Below are 18,323 nucleotides of genomic sequence, written 5' to 3' on the forward strand. Positions count from 1 at the left end.
ACGACCGTGATCATCGTCGAAAGGCCACTACTGTGCGCACCCTCGCCCGAAAGCCCGACGTACTCGCATTCGCCGGCCTCGCCGTCGCCGTGGTCCTCACCGTCGCCGGTTGCGAGGGCGACGGGCAGTCCGGCATCCCGACCGAGAGCCCGGAACCGACCGCGGCGGAAACCGTCGAGGAGACCACCCCCACCGCGACGCCCGCGGTGGTCGTCGGGGACGTCCCCGGTAATCCCGCCGCCACCGCGGCGCTGCAGGCATGGACGAACGACCTCGTCGGCGGCGTCGATGTGGTGGGCAAGTGCTGGACGATCGCCCCGGAACGGGCCCGGCAGATGTACGCCGACGTCGACGCGATCACCGCCGCGGTGCAGCAGCCGGGCAGGGACGGCCAGTACGCGGTGACGTGGTCGGCCGGTGGCATCGACCTGTCCGTCCTGCGCAGCGAGATCGCGTCCGGCTACGCGTGCCCGTACGTGAACCCGACCGGCGGGCCGGGCTACACCGACGAGGACGCCCGCTACGCCGTCGAACGATTCCTCGGACGGGCGATCGGCGCGCCGGTGGATCCGGACGACACCGAGGAGCGGTACCCACTGGTGTGCGAGGCGCGGGGCACGTGGGATCCCTGGGGCACCGGGAACCCCGGAGTGCCGCCGCTGGCCACCGATCCCGACGTCGTCGGCGACCTCGAATCCTTCGACGCCGCGGCCGCTTCCGTCACCCCGGTCTCGGAGGTGTACACGAATGTGACGATTCCGATCGTCGAGGCCGGTACACCCCGTGACCTGGTGGTCCTGCTCACCACGGGCAGCAACGGGTACTGCCTGGGCGCAGTGGACTGACGGGCGGCGCCTACTCTGGTAGGCGTCGGTCAGCACGTCAGGAGGGTACGAAGTGCAGATCACCAGCGTCGGACACGCCGGTTTCCACATCCAGACCGAAGCGGGGTCCATCCTGTGCGATCCGTGGGTCACGCCCGCGTACTTCGCCTCGTGGGTGCCCTTCCCGGACAACACCGGTCTCGACTGGGACGCTCTCGGCAACGTCGACTACCTGTACGTCTCGCATCTGCACAAGGATCACTTCGATCCCGACACGCTGAGCAAGCACGTCAACAAGGACGCGACCGTCCTGCTGCCCGACTATCCGGTACCGGACCTGCGTCGCGAGCTCGAGAAGCTCGGTTTCTCGAAATTCTTCGAGACCACCGACTCCGTCAAGCACCGGCTGCGGCACGGCACTATCGAGGTCGCTCCGCAGGCTCCGCTCTCGCCGGGCGATCTCGACATCATGATCATCGCGCTGCGTGCGCCGGCCGACGGACCGATCGGCGACTCGGGCCTGATCGTCTCCGACGGTGAGTCGACCGTGTTCAACATGAACGACGCGCGGCCGATCGACATGGACGTCATGCACGAGGCGTTCGGGAAGATCGACATCCACCTGCTGCAGTACTCGGGCGCCATCTGGTACCCGATGGTCTACGACATCCCGAAGAAGACCAAGGCCAACTTCGGCAAGCAGAAGCGCCAGCGCGGCATGGACCGTTGCCGCAGCTACATCGACCAGGTCGACGCGACGTGGATCGTGCCGTCGGCCGGTCCGCCGGTCTTCCTCGACGACGACCTGCGCGACCTCAACGACGACCACGGCGACGAGGGCAACATCTTCCCCGACCAGCAGGTCTTCCTCGAGCAACTGCGCATCCACGGCCGCGAGGGCGGTCTGCTCATGATCCCGGGTTCGGTGGTGGATCTGAAGGGCAGCGAGCACATGACGCTCACGCACCCGATCCCCGACGAGCAGGTCGAGGCGATCTTCACGAACAAGGCCGCCTACATCGAGGACATGGCGCAGCGCTTCGCTCCGGTGATCGCGGCGCAGAAGGCGGCCTGGGCTCCCGCCGAGGGCGAGCCGCTGCTGCCCGCACTCAAGGCGAAGTTCGAGCCGATCATGGCGCAGTCCGATCTCATCTGCGACGGCATCGGTTACCCGGTGGGTCTGGTGATGGGCGACGAGACCGTGGTGCTCGACTTCCCCAAGCGCGTCGTGCGCGAACCCATCGAGGGAGAAGGCAAGTACCGCTACGGTTTCCGTATCGCTCCCGAGCTCGTGCGCACGGTTCTGCGCGACGACGAGCCCGACTGGGTCAACACGATCTTCCTGTCCACCCGGTTCACGGCCTGGCGCATCGGCGGATACAACGAGTTCCTCTACACCTTCTTCAAGTGCCTGACCGACGAGCGCATCGCGTACGCCGACGGCTGGTTCGCCGAGGCGCACGACGACTCGGCGTCGATCGAGTTGGGCGGCTACGAGATCCAGCGTCGCTGCCCGCACTTGAAGGCCGACCTGTCGAAGTTCGGTGTCGTCGACGGCACCACGCTGACCTGCAACCTGCACGGCTGGCAGTGGGATCTCGAATCGGGCCGCTGCAAGACCTCGAAGGGTCACGAACTGCGCAGCACCAAGCTGTGATCCGCATCCGGTAGTCACCGCTCCCGTTCGGTCCCGGCGGGTCGCGCCGCGGGCAACAGCCTCGGCGCGACCACGCCCAACCCGACCAGCGGGAGCACCGTCACCGCGACCAGCGCCGCCATCGGCAACCACAGCGAGCCGATCGCGTAGGCGGCGAAGACCGCCACCGACAGCACCTCGCTCGTCAGGCCGACGACGGACGAGACGGTCGCGCGGGCACGACCGGACATCGTGTCCTGCAGGCGCGCCTCGGCGACGATCGCCGTGTTGTGCAGCGCGCCGTAGCCCACACCGATCGCCGTGAATCCGGCGATCCCCCCGGCGAGTGCACCACCGGCGATCAGTGCCGATCCGACGATCACGACGGCACCCATGGTGCGGCCGCTCATCGTCGCAGTCCGTCCGGCGGTCGCGGCACCGACCACCTGTCCGACGGCCGTCAGCGCGACCAGCACCGGCACGAATCCGGTCTCCGCTCCCGATTCGCGTGCGAGGAGAGCGAAGTACTCGTCGAAGGCGAGGCAGGCGAGCAGGGCGGCCGCGAGGACGACCGATCGTCGCACCACCCGGTCGGTGCGGATTTCGGACGTTCCCGCGCGCAGCGACGACATGTAGCGGACGAGGACGGTGTCGCCTCTGCCGGCGATCTCATCGGCCTCCTCCACCTTCGGTGCGGCGGGAAGCGTTCCCACGAGCGCGATGTCGACGACGGTGATCGCGACCGACACCCAGCCCACGAGCGCGTAGCCGCCGATTTCGAACAGCGGTGCCGCCGTGAGGATCGCGACGAAGACACACGTCATCTCACCCGCGTTGGCGTATCCCATGATCGCCGCGTACCGGTGTTCGCACCCGCGCGCGGCGAGTTCGTCGTACACGAGGGCCTCGAAGGTGCCGGATTTCATCGACTCGCTGATGCCCCATAGGACGAAACCGAGCGCGAATCCCCAGTAACCGGGCCACACCAGCCACATCGTGAACGCTGCCGTGAGCAGGGCTCCGCTGCCGAACAGCAGACCGCGACGGGAGACGGTGTCGGCCCACGCACCCGACGGCACCTCGGAGACGAAGGCGACCACCGACCACAGGACGAACAGCGAGGAGATGGAACGGGTGTCGAGACCGTGATCCTCGAACAGCAACGCGTACAGGCCGTAGAGCGGCACGAACTCACGGACGGACGCGTACGCGACCACCCGCGCGGACAGCGAGGTCACCGGATCGGATCAACATCGACGGCGCATGCAACGAGAATGGCACGCCCGGCTCCACATGTCACCCCTCCGGAGGTGGGATACGGTCGGTCATCGTGAGCACGGACGAGCAACAGCAGCGGCAGCGTACCTACACGTGGGAGGACCCGGCACCGACGTCGGCGGCCAACCGCGACATGCACGGACTCGACTTCCTGCGCGGGCTGATGGACGGGACGATCCCGCACCACCCCACCTCCCGCACGCTCGGCTTCACCGTCACCGATGCCGGCGAGGGCTTCGCCGAGGTCACCCTCGAGCCGCAGGAGTTCCACGCCAACGCGGTGGGCAGCATCCACGGCGGCGTGCTCGCTACCCTCTTCGACACCGCGATGGGCTTCTGCGTGTCGAGCACCCTCGAGGCCGGGGTCGGGTACACGACCCTCGACCTGCAGGTCCGCTACGTGCGTCCGGTGCAGACCGGCAAGGGCGTCATCCGTGTGCAGGGCTTCTGCGAGCACACCGGACGTCGCACGGCGACGGCGCGCGGCGAGGCCCGTGACTCCGAGGGCCGCCTGCTCGCGACGGGTTCGACCACCTGCCTTATCCTGCGCTGACAGTTCTCAGGCGCCGGGTTCGAGCACCTCGCGTCCCACGAACGGGACGAGAGCCTCGGGCACCTTGACCGAACCGTCGGCCTGCTGGTGGTTCTCGAGCAGCGCGACGAGCCAGCGGGTGGTCGCGAGCGTGCCATTGAGGGTCGCGGCGGTCTGCGGCTTGCCGTTCTCGTCGCGGTAACGAATGTTGAGGCGACGCGCCTGGAAGGTCGTGCAGTTCGACGTCGACGTGAGCTCGCGGTAGCGCTCCTGCGTGGGCACCCAGGCCTCGCAGTCGAACTTGCGGGACGCCGACGACCCGAGATCGCCGGCGGCGACGTCGATGACGCGGTACGGCACGTCGATGGCGGCGAGCATGTCGCGCTCCCAGGCCAGCAGACGCTCGTGCTCCGCCGCGGCCTCCTCGGGGCGGCAGTAGACGAACATCTCGACCTTGTCGAACTGGTGCACGCGGATGATGCCGCGGGTGTCCTTGCCGTAGCTGCCCGCCTCGCGACGGAAGCACGACGACCAGCCCGCGTAGCGCTTCGGCCCCGTCGACAGGTCGAGGATCTCACCCGAGTGGTAGCCCGCGAGCGGCACCTCGGAGGTGCCCACGAGGTAGAGGTCGTCCTCCTCGAGTCGGTACACCTCGTCGGCGTGCCGGCCGAGGAAGCCGGTGCCCTGCATCACCTCGGGGCGCACGAGCACGGGCGGAATCATCATGGTGAACCCGTTCGCGGTGGCCTTCTGGGCGGCCAGCTGCAGCAAACCCAGCTGGAGCAGCGCGCCGTAACCGGTGAGGAAGTAGAACCGGGCACCGGAGACCTTCGCGCCGCGCTCCATGTCGATGAGCCCGAGCGACTCGCCGAGCGCGAGGTGGTCCTTGGGTTCGAAGTCGAAGGTGGGCAGCTCGCCGACGGTCTCGAGCGTGACGAAGTCGTCCTCGCCGCCGGCGGGCACGCCGTCCTGCACGACGTTGGAGATCGCGAGGTGCGCGCGATCGAAGGCCTCCTGCGCGGCGTGCTGCTCGGCCTCGAGTTCCTTGACCTTCGCCGCCAGCTCCTTGGCGCCGTCGAGCAGCGCGGGGCGCTCCTCGGGAGACGCCTTGCCGACCTTCTTGCCCAGGGCCTTCTGCTCGGCGCGTGCGTTGTCGCCGGCGAGGACAGCGGCGCGACGGGAGGCGTCGGCCTCGAGCAGCACGTCGACGAGGCCCGGGTCCTCTCCCCGCAGGCGCTGCGACTCGCGGACGGCGTCGGGATTCTCGCGGAGGAACTTGAGGTCGATCACGGAATCGAAGCCTACCGCTGCCAGAGTTCCAGGTAGTCGTCGCGCCCGAACATCTTCGCTGTGTCCTCCGCGGTGGGGTGCCCGTGACGCGGGTCGGCACCGGCCTCGGCGAGCACCCGCACCACTGCCTCGACGCCCTTGAAGACCGCCCCCGAGAGAGGCGACTGGCCGCGGTCGTTGAGCCGGTTCACGTCGGCTCCCCGCTCGACCAAGACCTGTACGGCCTCGGCATGACCGTGGTAGGACGCCAGCATGAGCAGCGTGTCGCCGGTCTCGTTGGTGAGGTTCACCGGTACTCCGGCGTCGACGTACGCGGTGAGGGTCTCGACGTCTCCCTGGCGGGCGGCGTCGAAGGTCTGCTTGGCGATCTCGAGAATCTCGGGATCGATCGGGTCGTCGGCCATGAGCCGAAACTACCTGCGTCCACTCGAACAGGCATGATGGAAGTGATGGCCGAAGACAACAAGCCCAAGCCCGACCGGCGCCCGCCCTCGGCGCGGTTGACCCGACGCGCCCTCGTGCTCGTTGCGGCCGGTGCCGTCCTGGCGGCGATCGCGACGTTCGTCGTCGCGGGGTTCCAGGGCGCCGGCGGCGGGGACGACAGCGCCGGCGCCAACATCAGCACGACCGGCGCGGTCGCGGGGGAAGCGTTCGGTACCGCCACCACCGGCGATTGCCTGACCTGGAGTGCACTCGACGCGAGCGACCTCGCGAAGGTCGACTGCGCCGAGACGCATCTGTTCGAGGTGGTCGCCGACATCGACCTGAGCCTGTATCCCGGCACCGAATGGGGACCGGGATCACGCTTCCCGTCGGTCACGCGCTTCACCGAGCTGCGCGACGAGCAGTGCGCACCCGCCGCGATGGACTATCTCGACGGCCGGTTCGACCCGCACGGCAAGTTCAGCATCGGCCTCATCAACCCCGGCGAGGCGGGCTGGGCGGCCGGCGAACGCACGCTGCGGTGCGGTCTGCAGTTCTCGTCGACCACCGGCAACCTGCTCCCCATCAAGGGCCGGGTCGCCGATCAGGACCAGTCGCGGGCCTGGGACGTCGGCGTCTGCATCGGCATCAACAACGGTGTGCCTGCCGACCCGGTGGAGTGTTCCAAGCCGCACGCCTTCGAGGTCGTCGCGGTCGTCGACCTCGGTGGGCAGTTCCCGGGCGGTCTGCCGAGCATCGAGGACCAGGACGGCTATCTCGAGGAGACCTGCACGCGCCTGGTCAACGAGTACCTCGGCGAACCCGAGGCTCTGCGCAACAAGACCCTCACGTTGTTCTGGGACAACCTCGACTACGACAGCTGGCTCGCCGGCAGCCGCAAGGTGAACTGCTCGATCGGCAAGCAGGTCGAGGGGGGCGGATTCTCGTCGATCACCGGCAGCGCCAAGGGCGACATCCTCATCGACGGCCAGCCGCCCGTGCCGCCGCCGCCCGTGCCGGAAGGCCGGTCGCTGCCGACGCCGCTGCCGGGCGCCGTTCCCCTGCCGGGGTCGTGACGTGCCGGTGCACATGGAGGACGAGCACTTCGAGGAGCTCGTCTCGGAAGCGCTCGACGAGATTCCCCGCGAACTCGCGCGGGCGATCGACAACGTCGTGGTCCTCGTCGAGCCCCGCCACGAGGAAGAACCCGACCTGCTGGGTCTGTATCAGGGCGTCGCGCTGACCGAGCGCGACAGCCACTACGCGGGATCGCTACCGGACACGATCACGATCTACCGCGACGCGATCCTCGACATCTGCGAGAGCGACGACGACGTCGTGCACGAGGTACTGGTCACTGTCGTCCACGAGATCGCGCACTATTTCGGAATCGACGAAGAGCGCCTCCACCAGCTGGGCTGGGGCTGAGGCGCTCTTCGCGATCGGTACCGGGTGCTACTTGTTGCGGGCCGCGGTCGCCTTGTCGAGGCGGGGTCCCTTGGCCTTGCGCTGACCGAAGTGCGGGCTGAGCGTCGACACGACGAACATGATGACGGTTCCGACAGCGACGACGGCCACGGTGAGCCACACGACGATGACGCCGAAGAGTTCCAACATGCCCGGTTACCTCCACAGTCGATGTCACTTCGAGGCAAACGGCACACGTCCGCCCCGGGGGTCACCCTACCGTCCGCGTTCCGCCGGGTGACGACCGACTCCGCCCGCGCTCCGGTGGGGGACTCAGAGGGTGGTGAAGTGCTCGAGCTTCGGCGCTCCCGCCAGGAGGGGTCCGAGTTCGGTGATGGCACCCTCGCCGGCGCGGAACTTGCGGTAGGCGGCGTCGTGCTCGGCCGAGCGCCACTTCTCCACGACCACCCAACGGGCCTCGTTCTTCTGATCCACAAGGATCTCGATGCCGTCGCATCCGTCGAACTGTCGCGTCTCGTCGAGCACGCGGGTCATGACCTTCTTCGCGTCGTCGAGGGAGTCGGCCTTGAATTCGAGTTCGAGCAGAGCGGTGAGCGCCATGGGAGACCTTCCGTGATGTGCGAGGTGACTGCTCTCATCACATTTCCCCATGGATGAGAACTGCGCAATACCTCTGCGGAAACAGGATTATCGGGAGGCCGAGGCGAGAGCGGGAAGGACGTGGTGCTCGAGCAGCGGCGCGAGATCGTCGGGCAGCGGAAGGGCCGCCGGGTCGAGCCAGCGCGTCTCCGCGATCTCCGCGGCGGCGCCGGCGACCTCCACGAGCGGGTGTTCGTAGACGGTTCCTTCGAGCCGGTAACCGGGCTCGTTGGCGGCCTCGGCGTCGAAGACCCCGACGAGACGCAACGACGACAGATCCAGTTCGGCGCCCAGTTCCTCGGCGCACTCGCGCACGGCGGTCTCGGCGGGGGTCTCCCCCGGATCCGGCTTTCCTCCGGGCAGCATGAACCGCGACGTGTTCCGCTTCCGCACGGTGAGCACCTCACCGGCGGCGTTGCGGAGAACGACGGCGCTCACTCTGATCACACGGTCACGAATCGCGGGGTGCTGGTTCACCGGACCAGCTTAGGACCGGTCAGAACATGCTGTAGCCACCGTCGATGAGCGTCGTGCTGCCGGTCTGGAAGGACGACGCATCGCTCGCGAGATAGACGGCGATGCCTTCGAAATCCTCCGGGGTGCCCCACCGGCCGAGCGGCACACGGCCGATGACGTTCGAGTTGGAGACGTCGGACTCCTGCAGCGGACCGGTCATGTCGGTGGCGATCCGGCCCGGCAGCACGCTGTTGACCCGGATCCGGTGACGCGCGAACTCGACGGCACAGCCGTTCGCGAGCGCGAGCACCGCGGCCTTACTCGCCACGTACGGCTGGTTGCGTCCGGCGCCCTGCAGCGCACCGAGGCTCGACGTGACGATCATCGAACCCCCGGTGCCCTGCTCGACGAGCACACGCGAGGTCTCCCGCATCGTGAAGAACGCGCCGTCGACGTTCGTCGCCATGACGGCGCGGTACCGCTCGGTCGTCGACTCGTGGAACTTCTGCAGCGACGACCCGATGCCGGCGTTGACCACCACGATGTCGAGCCCACCGAAGTCGTCGACGAGCGCCGCGACACCGTCGGTCACGGCCTGCTCGTCGGAGACGTCGACCGTGCGGGTCGCCACACGGCCGGCGAACCTCCCGATGTCGGCCGCGGCCTTCGCGAGCTTGTCCTCGCTCCGGCCCCACAGGGTGACGTCGGCGCCGGCACGGGCGAGACCCCGGGCCATGCCGAGACCGATCCCCGCGGAAGCACCCGTGACGAGAGCGCGCTTGCCTGTGAGGTCGAAGATCGAATCCCTCTTCCCTGAAACGATTACGCGTACCCGGCAGCGATGTCGCGGCCGATGATCTCCTTCATGATCTCGGTGGTGCCACCGTAGATCGTCTGGATGCGTGCATCGACGTAGGCGCGCCCGATCGGGTACTCCATCAGATGCACGAAGCCGCGACCCTCGGTGCCGAGGAGGTTCCCGGCGGGGACGCGGGCGTCCTCGAAGACGAGCTCGGCGGTGTCCTGTGCGGCGAGACCGACCTTGTGGAGTTTGCGGCCCCTGCCGAAACCGGGGGTGTCGCGCTCGACGACGATGAGCGAGAAGCCCTTCGACCCCGCGTTCGGATCGGTGCGGCACACCACGATGACGAGATCGGAGTGGATTCCGTTGGTGATGAACGTCTTCTGTCCGTTGATCACCCACTCGTCACCCTCGCGTACGGCGGTGGTCTTCACGCCCTGCAGGTCGGATCCGGCGCCCGGTTCGGTCATGGCGATCGCGCCGATTCGTTCGCCGGTGGCGAGTGCCGGCAGCCAGCGCGCCTTCTGGTCCTCGGTGCCGAGGTGGAGGATGTACGGGATCGCGATGTCGTCCTGCAGTGCGAGTCCGGCGCCGAAGGAGGTCGTTCCGGTGCGCGCGATCTCCTCCTGCACGATGTGCCGGAAGCGGTAGTCGGTCACGCCCGAACCGCCGAACTCCTCGGGTACCCCGAGGCCGACGATGCCGGACTTGCCCGCGGCGATCCACGCCGACCGGTCGACGAGGCGCTCCTCCTCCCACCGCTCGTAGTTCGGTTCGATCTCGCGGGCGAGGAACTCGCGCACGGTCTCCCGGTACGCCTCGTGATCGTCGTCGAAATGGGTGCGTTTCATGGCTTCCTAGGCGTTCACGCGCGACATCATGCCGCTCAGACGCTCCGCGATGAGACTCTCGGCGTCGGCGACGATGCGCTCGACCAATTCCCCCGCGGTGGGGATGTCGTGGATGATTCCCTGGACGGTACCGACCGTCCAGATGCCGGCCTCGGGATCGCCGTTCTCGTAGACGAGGCGGCCGCGGGCACCGGCGACGAGGTCGCGCACGTCCTCGAACTGTCCTCCGCGGTCGAGGATCTCGACGACCTCGCGACTGACGGTGTTGCTCGCGACGCGGGCGGTGTTGCGCAGCGGACGGAAGATGAGCTCGGTGTCGGTCTCACTCGCCGCGACGATGGCTTCCTTGATGGTGCGGTGGATCGGCGATTCCTCGGTGCACATGAAGCGGGTGCCCATGTTGATGCCGTCGGCGCCGAGCGCGAGGGCCGCGACCAGACCACGACCGTCACCGAAGCCGCCGGAGGCGATCATCGGGATGGTGATCTTCTCGGCCGCGGCGGCGATGAGCACGAGGCCGGGGACGTCGTCTTCACCGGGGTGCCCGGCGCATTCGAAACCGTCGATGCTGATGCCGTCGACACCGATGTCCTGCGCCTTGACGGCGTGCCGGACGCTGGTGCACTTGTGCAGCACCTTGATTCCGGCAGCGTGGAAGTCGGGCAGGTGCGGCGCGGGATTCGATCCGGCCGTCTCGACGATCTTCACACCGGAGTCGATGATGACCTGGCGGTACTCCTCGTAGGGCGGCGGGGTGATCGCCGGCAGGATCGTGAGGTTGACGCCGAACGGCTGGTCGGTGAGCTCGCGGGTGCGTTCGATCTCCTTAGCGAGATCCTCGGGGGTCGGCTGCGTCAGAGCGGTGATCATGCCGAGCGCGCCGGCATTGGCGACCGCTGCGACGAGTTCGGCACGGCCGACCCACTGCATCCCTCCCTGCACGATGGGATGGCGGACGCCGAAGGTTTCGGTGAAGGCGGTGGTCAGCACGGCATGGACTCCTTGCGTGGAGGTGGTTGGAAAGACTCTCAGGCGGCCGGGTGGTGACCCACGACCCGCAGTGCGATCACGATGTACCGCTGGGCAATCCGAGCGGGAGTGAGGGGACCGCCGAGCTGGTACCAGCGGACGATGGACTGGAACATCCCGAGGAGGGCGCGCACGGCCTCCTCGACGTCGTCTACGTCGAACACCTGCTGTTCGACGCCCTCGCGCACCAGGTCGAGCATCATCAGCTCGAGACGCTTGCGGGTCGCGGCGTAGGTCCGGCGGTTCTCCGGGGAAATGTGGCGTACTTCGGAATCCAGGCCCGAACGCTGTGCACGGTGGGTCATGTTCAGCACGATCGCCTCGACGGCGTTGACGAAGCGGGCGACCGGGTCGTCGCCGCCGTCCGCGACCGCGGCCGACACACGGTCGATGAGGTCGAGGACGGCGGCGTCGAGCAGCGTGACGAGAACGGCTTCCTTGTTCTCGTAGTGGTAGTACAGCGCGGGCACCGTCACGCCGACCCGGCCGGCCAGGTCGCGGACGGTGGTGCCGTGGAAGCCGTTCTCGCTGAATGCTTCCAGGGCGTGTTCGAGGATGGGGTCGAGCCCCAGAGGCTGGAACTCACGCCAGTCCGCGCACGGCACGTCCGCGTGGGGCGTGTCGGATTCCTCGGCCTCGTATGCCGGGGTCATCGACCCCCTCCTCTCACAGTCGGTGCTCGGGTCAGCGCGGAGCCATGCGGCTCGGATCAGCGCGGAGCCATGCGGATCGCGCCGTCGAGGCGGATGACCTCGCCGTTGAGCATCGGGTTCGAGACGATGTGCGCGGCGAGGGCACCGTACTCGGACGGATCGCCGAGGCGGGCCGGGTGCGGCACCTGTGCGCCGAGCGAGGCCTGGGCCTCCTCCGGCAGCGAGCCGAGCAGCGGGGTCTTGAACAGGCCCGGTGCGATGGTGACGACGCGGATGAGCAGCGACGCGAGGTCGCGGGCGATCGGCAGCGTCATGCCGACGACACCGCCCTTGGACGCCGAGTAGGCGGCCTGTCCGATCTGGCCGTCGAAAGCGGCGACGGAAGCGGTGTTGATGATGACGCCGCGCTCGCCGTCGATCGGCTCGGTCTTCGCGATGCGCTCGGCGGCGAGACGGATGACGTTGAACGTGCCGAAGAGGTTGACATCGACGACCTTCTTGAACGCGTCGAGCGGGAAGGCACCCTTCTTGCTGACGGTCTTGATCGCGTTGCCGATGCCGGCGCAGTTCACCGCGACACGCACGGGTCCGAGCGACTCGGCGACGTCGAGGGCCTCGGTGACGGCGGCCTCGTCGGTGACGTCGGCGGCGACGAAGCGGACGCGGTCGCCGAGTTCCTTGGCGATGGTCTCACCGTTGGACGACGGCAGATCGATGATGACGACCTGGGCACCGTCGTTCAGCAGGGCCTTGACGGTGGCGAGACCGAGGCCGGAGGCACCACCGGTGACGACGGCGACGCTGTCGTTGACGATCATTGATTACCCTTTCGAGAGTGGTTGCGGTTCGGAGATCTTCGAGACTTCGAGAAGTCAGAGACGTTCGATGATGGTGGCGTTGGCCATGCCCGCGCCCTCGCACATCGTCTGCAGGCCGTAACGACCGCCGGTGGCCTCGAGGTGGTTGACGAGGGTCGACAACAGACGGGTGCCCGACGAGCCGAGTGCGTGGCCGAGCGCGATCGCGCCACCCCACGGGTTGAGCTTGGCCGGATCGGCACCGAGTTCGTGCGCCCAGGCGAGCGGCACGGGCGCGAACGCCTCGTTGACCTCGTAGGCGTCGATGTCGTCGATGCCCAGACCCGCGCGGGCGAGCACCTTCTGCGTGGCCGGGATCGGGGCGGTGAGCATGAAGACCGGGTCGTCGCCGGCGACGGAGAACGAGTGGAAGCGGGCGCGCGGGGTCAGGCCCAGCTTGTTCGCCATCTCCTCGCTCATGATGAGCGCGGCCGACGCACCGTCGGTGAGCGGCGACGAGTTGCCGGGGGTGATGACCCACTGCGCTTCGGGGAACCTGGCGGCGTACTCCTCGGTGTAGAAGGACGGCTTCAGGCCGGCGAGGCCCTCGGCGGTGGTGGAGGCGCGCAGCGTCTCGTCGACGGTGTGCTCGACCTGCTCACCGGCTGCGTTCTCCACGCTGATCGGGACGATCTCCTTGTCGAACCGGCCGGCCTCGTGGGCGGCGGCGGCGCGCTGGTGCGACTGCGCGGAGTAGGCGTCGAGGGCGTCGCGGTCGAACTTCCACTTCGCGGCGATGAGCTCGGCCGAGATGCCCTGGTTGACCAGGCCCTCGGGGTAGCGGGCACGGATGCTCGGGCCGTGGGTGTCCTTGCCGAGGGTAGCGGTGCCCATCGGGATCCGGCTCATCGACTCGACACCGCACGCGATGACCATGTCGTAGGCACCGGCGATGATGCCCTGCGCGGCGAAGTGCGCGGCCTGCTGGCTCGATCCGCACTGGCGGTCGATGGTGGTCGCGGGCACCGACTCGGGGAAACCGGCGGCGAGGAGCGCGGTGCGCGAGATGTTGAGGGACTGCTCGCCGACCTGGGCGACGCAGCCGCCGATCACGTCGTCGACCTGCGCGGGGTCGATGTCGTTACGCTCGACGAGCGAGCGCAGGACGTGGGCGAGGAGTTCGACGGGGTGGGTGCCGGACAGGGCACCACCCGGCTTGCCCTTACCGACAGCGGTACGGACGACGTCGACGATGACAGCGTTGGTCATGACGATCCTTTCGAAAGTGCAGCGTGCGGGCCGGAGACGTTCCCAGCGGCGTACTTATCGATCGCTAAAAGCTCTACCACGGACTTAGCGCTCGGTCAATGATCGCTGAGAGCTAGCGCACGCTAAGCCACTCTGATAGTGATGGATCACGACCCGAGTCGAGGAGACGCCCGTGCGCGCAGCGCAACTGACCGAACACAACGGCCCCGACGCCGTCCGCGTGACCGACATCCCCGAACCCGAGGCAGGCGATTCGCTCGTCCTCGTCGACCTACACGCCGCCGGCGTGTCCTTTCCCGATCTATTGCAGACGACCGGCGGCTACCAGATGGTCCGGCCGCTGCCGTGCGTGCTCGGCGCCGAAGCAGCGGGCATCGTCCGCAGCGCACCCGAGGGCAGCGGCCTCACCGCCGGACAACGCGTCGCCGTGCTGTCCATCGACGGATCGTGGCAGCAGACCGTCGCACTGCCGCGCGAGTTGGTCTTCCCGCTGCCCGACAGCGTGTCGCTGACCGCGGGCGCCGGGATGCTCATGAACTACTTCACCGCGCACTTCGCGCTCGACGAGCGCGCCCGGTACCGGGCGGGTGAGATCGTCCTCGTCCACGGTGCGCCGGGTGGACGGGCCGTCGTTCTCGGATTCACGGCGGCAGCATTCCCACCGTGAAGGTCAATCGCCTTCTGCTGAAGAACATTTCGGTCGTCGGCGCGGGGTGGGGCGAGCACCTCCGCACCGACCCCGGCTACCCGGCGCGGCAGTGGGCCGCACTCGAACCGCTGCTGCGCGACGGGACGCTCGTCGTCCCCGAACCCACCCTCCATCCCCTCGACGAAGCTCCGGCAGCACTGCGTTCGCTCGAGAACCGTTCCGCGACCGGCAAGGTCGCGCTCGACCTGACGTCCCGACCCTAGGAGAACAGCCATGACCGACGACCTGCCCGGTGTCGACACGACCGTCGACGACGGCGTCCTGCGCGTCACCCTGAACCGTCCCTCGCGGATGAACGCCGTGAAGACCGAGACGCTCGAGGCGATCGCCGATGCGTTCGAGAAGTACGCCGACGATACCTCCGTCCGGGTCGCGGTGCTCACCGGCGTCGGTCGCGCGTTCTGTTCCGGCGCCGACCTTTCCGGTCGTGACCTGAGCGCTCCGCCCTCCGCCGACACGATCGACGCCGCCAACCGCGCGGTTGCCGCGATCCGGATGTTCCCCCGGCCGGTCGTCGGAGCGATCAACGGCGCGGCCGCGGGTGTCGGCGTATCGCTCGCTCTGGCATGCGATCTCACCGTCGCGAAGGAGTCGGGATACTTCCTGCTGGCCTTCACCCGGGTCGGTCTGATGCCGGACGGGGGTGCGTCCGCGCTCGTCGCCGCGTCGATCGGTCGCGCGCGGGCGCTGAAGATGGCCCTGCTGGCCGAGCGACTTCCGGCCGGTGAAGCGCTGGCCTCCGGACTCATCTCGGACGTCTACGCGGACGACGAATTCGACAGTGCGGTCGAGACTCTCGTGCATCGGCTCGCCGACGGCCCGTCGACCGCCTTCGCTTCGACGAAGAATGCGATCAACGACGCGACGCTCACCGAACTCGACCACGCCTTCGCCCGCGAGCGCGAAGGGCAGCTCGTCCTGCTCGGCAGCGCCGACTTCACCGAGGGTGTGACGGCCTTCCAGGAGAAGCGCACCGCGAACTTCCGTCGTTGAACCGTCGACGATTCCGGTGGATCCGGCCTCGCTGAGCGGGGTCGGATCCACCGAAGTCGTTTCAGGCGTCGGGGATCACGCGTTCGACGGCCGCCCGCACCAGTTCGGCGACACGGTCCTCGTCGACGATCCCGGGGAGGGTGAGTCGGTCGAGCACGAGCCAGTTCAACGCGAGATAGAGCAGCACGACGGCGTTCTCACCGCCCGGCAGGCCGGAGTGCCGGTAGTTGGCGATGTTGAAATCCAGGTCGGCGCGCACCCGCTCGGTGAGCAGGGCCTGCAGTTCGGGCCGTCGGGTGGCTTCGAGGCGTAGTTCGAGGAGCGCGAGATAGCCGGCGCGGAACCGGATGAGCCGGTCGACCACCTCCGTCATCAGCTCGATCATGGATTCGCGGGTCTGCGGCGCCTGCGACTGTGCCATGACCTCGTCGGCGGGCAGGAGCCGCTCGTAGTAGCGGTGACCCACCTGGACGAGCAGGTCGTCGCGGTTGGCGAAGTAGTTCGACGCCGTCCCCGTCGGGACCCCTGCCTCCTTGTCCACCGCGCGGAAGGTCAGCCCGCGCGCACCGTCGCGCGCCAGCACCTCGATCGAGGCATCCAACAAGGCCTGTCGTCGTTCCGGATTCGTCCGAACCACTTGACACCACTCCATATGTAGTACTACCTTCAAACCACTCCATCCATAGTACTACGAATGGCGGTCCACCATGCGAAAGCTCGTCTACTACGTGGCAGTGACCCTCGACGGCTATATCGCCGGGCCGAACGGGGAGTACGACTTCTATCCGATCTGCGACGATATGGCAGCGGCGATGAGCGCGAGATATCCGGAAGCCGTCCCCACCGCGCTCCGCGAACAGGTCGGCATGCCGGTCGATACGCCGAACAAGGAATGGGACACGGTGATCATGGGGCGCGGTGCCTACGAACCCGGTCTCTCGCTGGGGCTCGCGAGTCCGTACAGCCACATGCAGCAGTACGTCGTGTCCCGCACTCTCGCGCCGGTCGACGATCCGCAGGTTCGGATCGTCGACACCGACCCGGTCGAGCTGGTCCGAAAGCTGAAGGCGGAAGAGGGGCTCGACATCTGGCTCTGCGGTGGCGGCAACATCGCGGGGCAACTGTTCGCCGAGATCGACCGGCTGATCTTCAAGAGCTATCCGGTGATCGCGGGCGACGGCATCCCGGCACTGTCGGGCAACTTCGTCCCCACGCGATTCGACGTCACCGCGCGCGAGGAGTTCAGCAACGGCACGCAGGTCACCTGGTTCGACCGACGCTGAACTTCGACCGCCGAAGTTCGATCGACACCGGATCCGGCCGTCAGACCCCGACGGTCTTGAGGGCGATACCGACGTACTTCTGCGCGACGGCCTCGGGGCTGAGCGTGCCCTCCGCGTGGTACCAGCGCGGGATCGACTGGCACATGCCGAGCAGGGCACGCGTGGTCTCGGCGGGATCGTCCACGTCGAACACGCCCGCGGCGACGCCCTCCTCGACGATCTGGCGCACCAGCTGCTCGACGCCCTTGCGCACCGCACGGTAGCGCTGGCGGTTCTCGGGGCTCAGGTAGCGGGCCTCACCCTCGAGCGCGGCGAGGCGGGCCCGCAGGGTCATGCGCAGCACAATCGCCTCGATGACGTTGGACAGCCTGCGCACCGGGTCGCCGTCGGCGTCCTCGGCGGCGGCGTGGGCTCGGGAGAGCACGTCGCTGGTCGAGAGCTCGAGAAGGGCGATGAGCAGCCCTTCCTTGTTCTCGTGGTGGTAGTAGAGCGCCGGGACGGTGACGCCGACGCGGCGCGCGATCTCCCGCACCGAGGTGCCGTGGAAGCCGGTCTCGTAGAAGGCGTCGAGGGCAGCGGTGAGGATGGGACTGAGCTGCATCGGTTCGAGGATGCGCCAGTCCGGGATCGCCTCACCGTTGGTGAGGGTGTCGGCCCCGTCGCTCGAAGCACCCATGAAACCGCACCTACCTACCGATCGCTACTTCATACGGACGCCCCGAGGATACCCGTACGTTTTGCGCTCGAAGGATCGAAAGGTGGGCGGTATCACCCCATCGGGTCGTCGGCACCACCGCGCGCAGTGTCGTGGAAGGGCGCGAAGAAGGTTCCCCAGCGCGCGCACTCCCAGCCACCGCCGGCCACCGGCACCAGCTCGACCGTCTCGGTGTTGGCCAGGTGGTTGGTGATGGCGAAGCCGGACGGCACCTTCCCCAGATAGGCGGCGACGAGCCGGATCGCGGCACCGTGACTGACGACCACGACGTCACCCGAACCGGCATCGAGATAGTCGCTGCGCAGCGACTCCAGGACGGGCAGGTACCGGTCGAGCACGTCGATCGCCGACTCACCGCCCGGGACCCGCGCCCGCAGGTCGCCGTTGTGCCATTCCTCGTAGACCTTCATGAACAGCTTGTGCGACTCCTCGTCGCTGCGGTCCTCGAGCTCGCCGACCTGCACCTCGTGCACGCCCTCGCGGACGACCGCGTCGAGCGACACCGCCGGTGCCGCGTGCTCGGCCGTCTGCCGAGCGCGGAGCGCCTGCGACGCGACGAGCAGCGACGGCGTCCGCTCGACGAGGTTCTTCCCGAGCGTGCGGGCCTGTTCGACGCCGAGCTCGGTGAGCTCCGCCCCGGGAAGTTTCGTATCGAGCCTCCGGGCGACGTTCGCCACCGTCTGGCCGTGCCGGGCCAGGATCAATCTGCCGCTCAC

The 18,323-nt window shown here is 68.1% G+C and carries 22 protein-coding genes and 1 pseudogene; 8 read left to right on the top strand and 15 right to left on the bottom strand.

All coding sequences use genetic code 11. The features are described from left to right. Positions 1-32 precede the first annotated feature (32 nt). Positions 33-845: a hypothetical protein gene (locus NVV99_RS11095; RefSeq protein ID WP_024102668.1), complete on the top strand. Its 813-nt coding sequence runs from the start codon at positions 33-35 to the stop codon at positions 843-845. Positions 846-897: 52 nt separating this feature from the next. Further along, positions 898-2,481: a Rieske 2Fe-2S domain-containing protein gene (locus tag NVV99_RS11100; RefSeq protein ID WP_019290360.1), complete on the top strand. Its 1,584-nt coding sequence runs from the start codon at positions 898-900 to the stop codon at positions 2,479-2,481. 14 nt (positions 2,482-2,495) lie between these two features. On the opposite strand, the gene NVV99_RS11105 is transcribed toward NVV99_RS11100, so the two are convergent. Then, positions 2,496-3,698 carry an MFS transporter gene (locus NVV99_RS11105; RefSeq protein ID WP_033097850.1) on the bottom strand — a complete coding sequence of 401 codons (1,203 nt, stop codon included), beginning with the start codon at positions 3,696-3,698 and terminating at the stop codon, positions 2,496-2,498. Positions 3,699-3,790: 92 nt separating this feature from the next. Between NVV99_RS11105 and NVV99_RS11110 the strand changes: the two genes are divergently transcribed. Further along, positions 3,791-4,291 carry a PaaI family thioesterase gene (locus NVV99_RS11110; protein WP_006553428.1) on the top strand — a complete coding sequence of 167 codons (501 nt, stop codon included), beginning with the start codon at positions 3,791-3,793 and terminating at the stop codon, positions 4,289-4,291. A 6-nt stretch (positions 4,292-4,297) separates the two neighbouring features. Here NVV99_RS11110 and serS read toward each other — a convergent pair whose 3' ends face one another. Next, entirely contained in the window at positions 4,298-5,560 is a 1,263-nt protein-coding gene (gene serS, locus NVV99_RS11115) for a serine--tRNA ligase (protein WP_024102666.1), read from the bottom strand. Positions 5,561-5,571: 11 nt separating this feature from the next. Further along, entirely contained in the window at positions 5,572-5,964 is a 393-nt protein-coding gene (locus NVV99_RS11120; protein ID WP_006553426.1) for an ankyrin repeat domain-containing protein, read from the bottom strand. Positions 5,965-6,009: 45 nt separating this feature from the next. On the opposite strand from NVV99_RS11120, the gene NVV99_RS11125 reads away from it, so the two are divergent. Next, positions 6,010-7,059: a septum formation family protein gene (locus NVV99_RS11125; protein WP_024102665.1), complete on the top strand. Its 1,050-nt coding sequence runs from the start codon at positions 6,010-6,012 to the stop codon at positions 7,057-7,059. 13 nt (positions 7,060-7,072) lie between these two features. Continuing rightward, a complete protein-coding gene (locus tag NVV99_RS11130; RefSeq protein WP_033097890.1) occupies positions 7,073-7,411 on the top strand; it encodes a metallopeptidase family protein in 339 nt (112 codons plus the stop codon). Positions 7,412-7,438: 27 nt separating this feature from the next. On the opposite strand, the gene NVV99_RS11135 is transcribed toward NVV99_RS11130, so the two are convergent. The 9 genes from NVV99_RS11135 to NVV99_RS11175 form a co-directional block, all read right to left on the bottom strand. Further along, positions 7,439-7,600: a hypothetical protein gene (locus tag NVV99_RS11135; protein ID WP_016933301.1), complete on the bottom strand. Its 162-nt coding sequence runs from the start codon at positions 7,598-7,600 to the stop codon at positions 7,439-7,441. A gap of 123 nt (positions 7,601-7,723) precedes the next feature. Further along, entirely contained in the window at positions 7,724-8,011 is a 288-nt protein-coding gene (locus NVV99_RS11140) for a putative quinol monooxygenase (RefSeq protein ID WP_024102663.1), read from the bottom strand. Positions 8,012-8,098: 87 nt separating this feature from the next. Continuing rightward, positions 8,099-8,497 (bottom strand): NUDIX domain-containing protein, encoded by a 399-nt coding sequence (locus NVV99_RS11145; protein ID WP_170318549.1) that lies wholly within the window; start codon positions 8,495-8,497, stop codon positions 8,099-8,101. Between the two features lie 49 nt (positions 8,498-8,546). Next, positions 8,547-9,329: an SDR family NAD(P)-dependent oxidoreductase gene (locus NVV99_RS11150; protein ID WP_260782889.1), complete on the bottom strand. Its 783-nt coding sequence runs from the start codon at positions 9,327-9,329 to the stop codon at positions 8,547-8,549. Beyond that, positions 9,329-10,159: an acyl-CoA dehydrogenase family protein gene (locus NVV99_RS11155; RefSeq protein WP_019290365.1), complete on the bottom strand. Its 831-nt coding sequence runs from the start codon at positions 10,157-10,159 to the stop codon at positions 9,329-9,331. The genes NVV99_RS11150 and NVV99_RS11155 overlap by 1 nt, the downstream gene beginning before the upstream one ends. Positions 10,160-10,165: 6 nt before the next feature. After that, entirely contained in the window at positions 10,166-11,149 is a 984-nt protein-coding gene (locus NVV99_RS11160; RefSeq protein ID WP_024102660.1) for a nitronate monooxygenase family protein, read from the bottom strand. Between the two features lie 38 nt (positions 11,150-11,187). Then, positions 11,188-11,841: a TetR/AcrR family transcriptional regulator gene (locus NVV99_RS11165; protein ID WP_006553419.1), complete on the bottom strand. Its 654-nt coding sequence runs from the start codon at positions 11,839-11,841 to the stop codon at positions 11,188-11,190. Between the two features lie 56 nt (positions 11,842-11,897). Beyond that, positions 11,898-12,659 carry a 3-hydroxyacyl-CoA dehydrogenase gene (locus tag NVV99_RS11170; protein WP_019290368.1) on the bottom strand — a complete coding sequence of 254 codons (762 nt, stop codon included), beginning with the start codon at positions 12,657-12,659 and terminating at the stop codon, positions 11,898-11,900. Between the two features lie 54 nt (positions 12,660-12,713). Continuing rightward, a complete protein-coding gene (locus NVV99_RS11175) occupies positions 12,714-13,907 on the bottom strand; it encodes a thiolase family protein (protein ID WP_024102659.1) in 1,194 nt (397 codons plus the stop codon). Positions 13,908-14,079: 172 nt separating this feature from the next. Between NVV99_RS11175 and NVV99_RS11180 the strand changes: the two are divergent. Both NVV99_RS11180 and NVV99_RS11185 read left to right on the top strand, forming a co-directional pair. Next, positions 14,080-14,819 (top strand): annotated as a pseudogene (locus tag NVV99_RS11180) (alcohol dehydrogenase catalytic domain-containing protein). 10 nt (positions 14,820-14,829) lie between these two features. Next, the gene (locus NVV99_RS11185) at positions 14,830-15,609 is read left to right on the top strand and encodes an enoyl-CoA hydratase (protein ID WP_024102658.1); all 780 of its coding nucleotides are present in this window, start codon (positions 14,830-14,832) and stop codon (positions 15,607-15,609) included. Positions 15,610-15,670: 61 nt separating this feature from the next. On the opposite strand, the gene NVV99_RS11190 is transcribed toward NVV99_RS11185, so the two are convergent. After that, the gene (locus NVV99_RS11190; protein WP_006553414.1) at positions 15,671-16,246 is read right to left on the bottom strand and encodes a TetR/AcrR family transcriptional regulator; all 576 of its coding nucleotides are present in this window, start codon (positions 16,244-16,246) and stop codon (positions 15,671-15,673) included. A gap of 70 nt (positions 16,247-16,316) precedes the next feature. On the opposite strand from NVV99_RS11190, the gene NVV99_RS11195 reads away from it, so the two are divergent. Continuing rightward, entirely contained in the window at positions 16,317-16,892 is a 576-nt protein-coding gene (locus tag NVV99_RS11195) for a dihydrofolate reductase family protein (RefSeq protein ID WP_024102657.1), read from the top strand. Between the two features lie 40 nt (positions 16,893-16,932). On the opposite strand, the gene NVV99_RS11200 is transcribed toward NVV99_RS11195, so the two are convergent. Together NVV99_RS11200 and NVV99_RS11205 are read right to left on the bottom strand one after the other, a co-directional pair. Next, positions 16,933-17,568, bottom strand: coding sequence for a TetR/AcrR family transcriptional regulator (locus tag NVV99_RS11200; protein ID WP_006553412.1), 636 nt, complete (start codon positions 17,566-17,568; stop codon positions 16,933-16,935). Between the two features lie 92 nt (positions 17,569-17,660). Beyond that, positions 17,661-18,323: a histidine phosphatase family protein gene (locus tag NVV99_RS11205; RefSeq protein ID WP_024102656.1), complete on the bottom strand. Its 663-nt coding sequence runs from the start codon at positions 18,321-18,323 to the stop codon at positions 17,661-17,663.

The organism is Rhodococcus sp. PAE-6, assembly GCF_025290685.1.
Taxonomy (GTDB): domain Bacteria; phylum Actinomycetota; class Actinomycetes; order Mycobacteriales; family Mycobacteriaceae; genus Rhodococcus; species Rhodococcus pyridinivorans.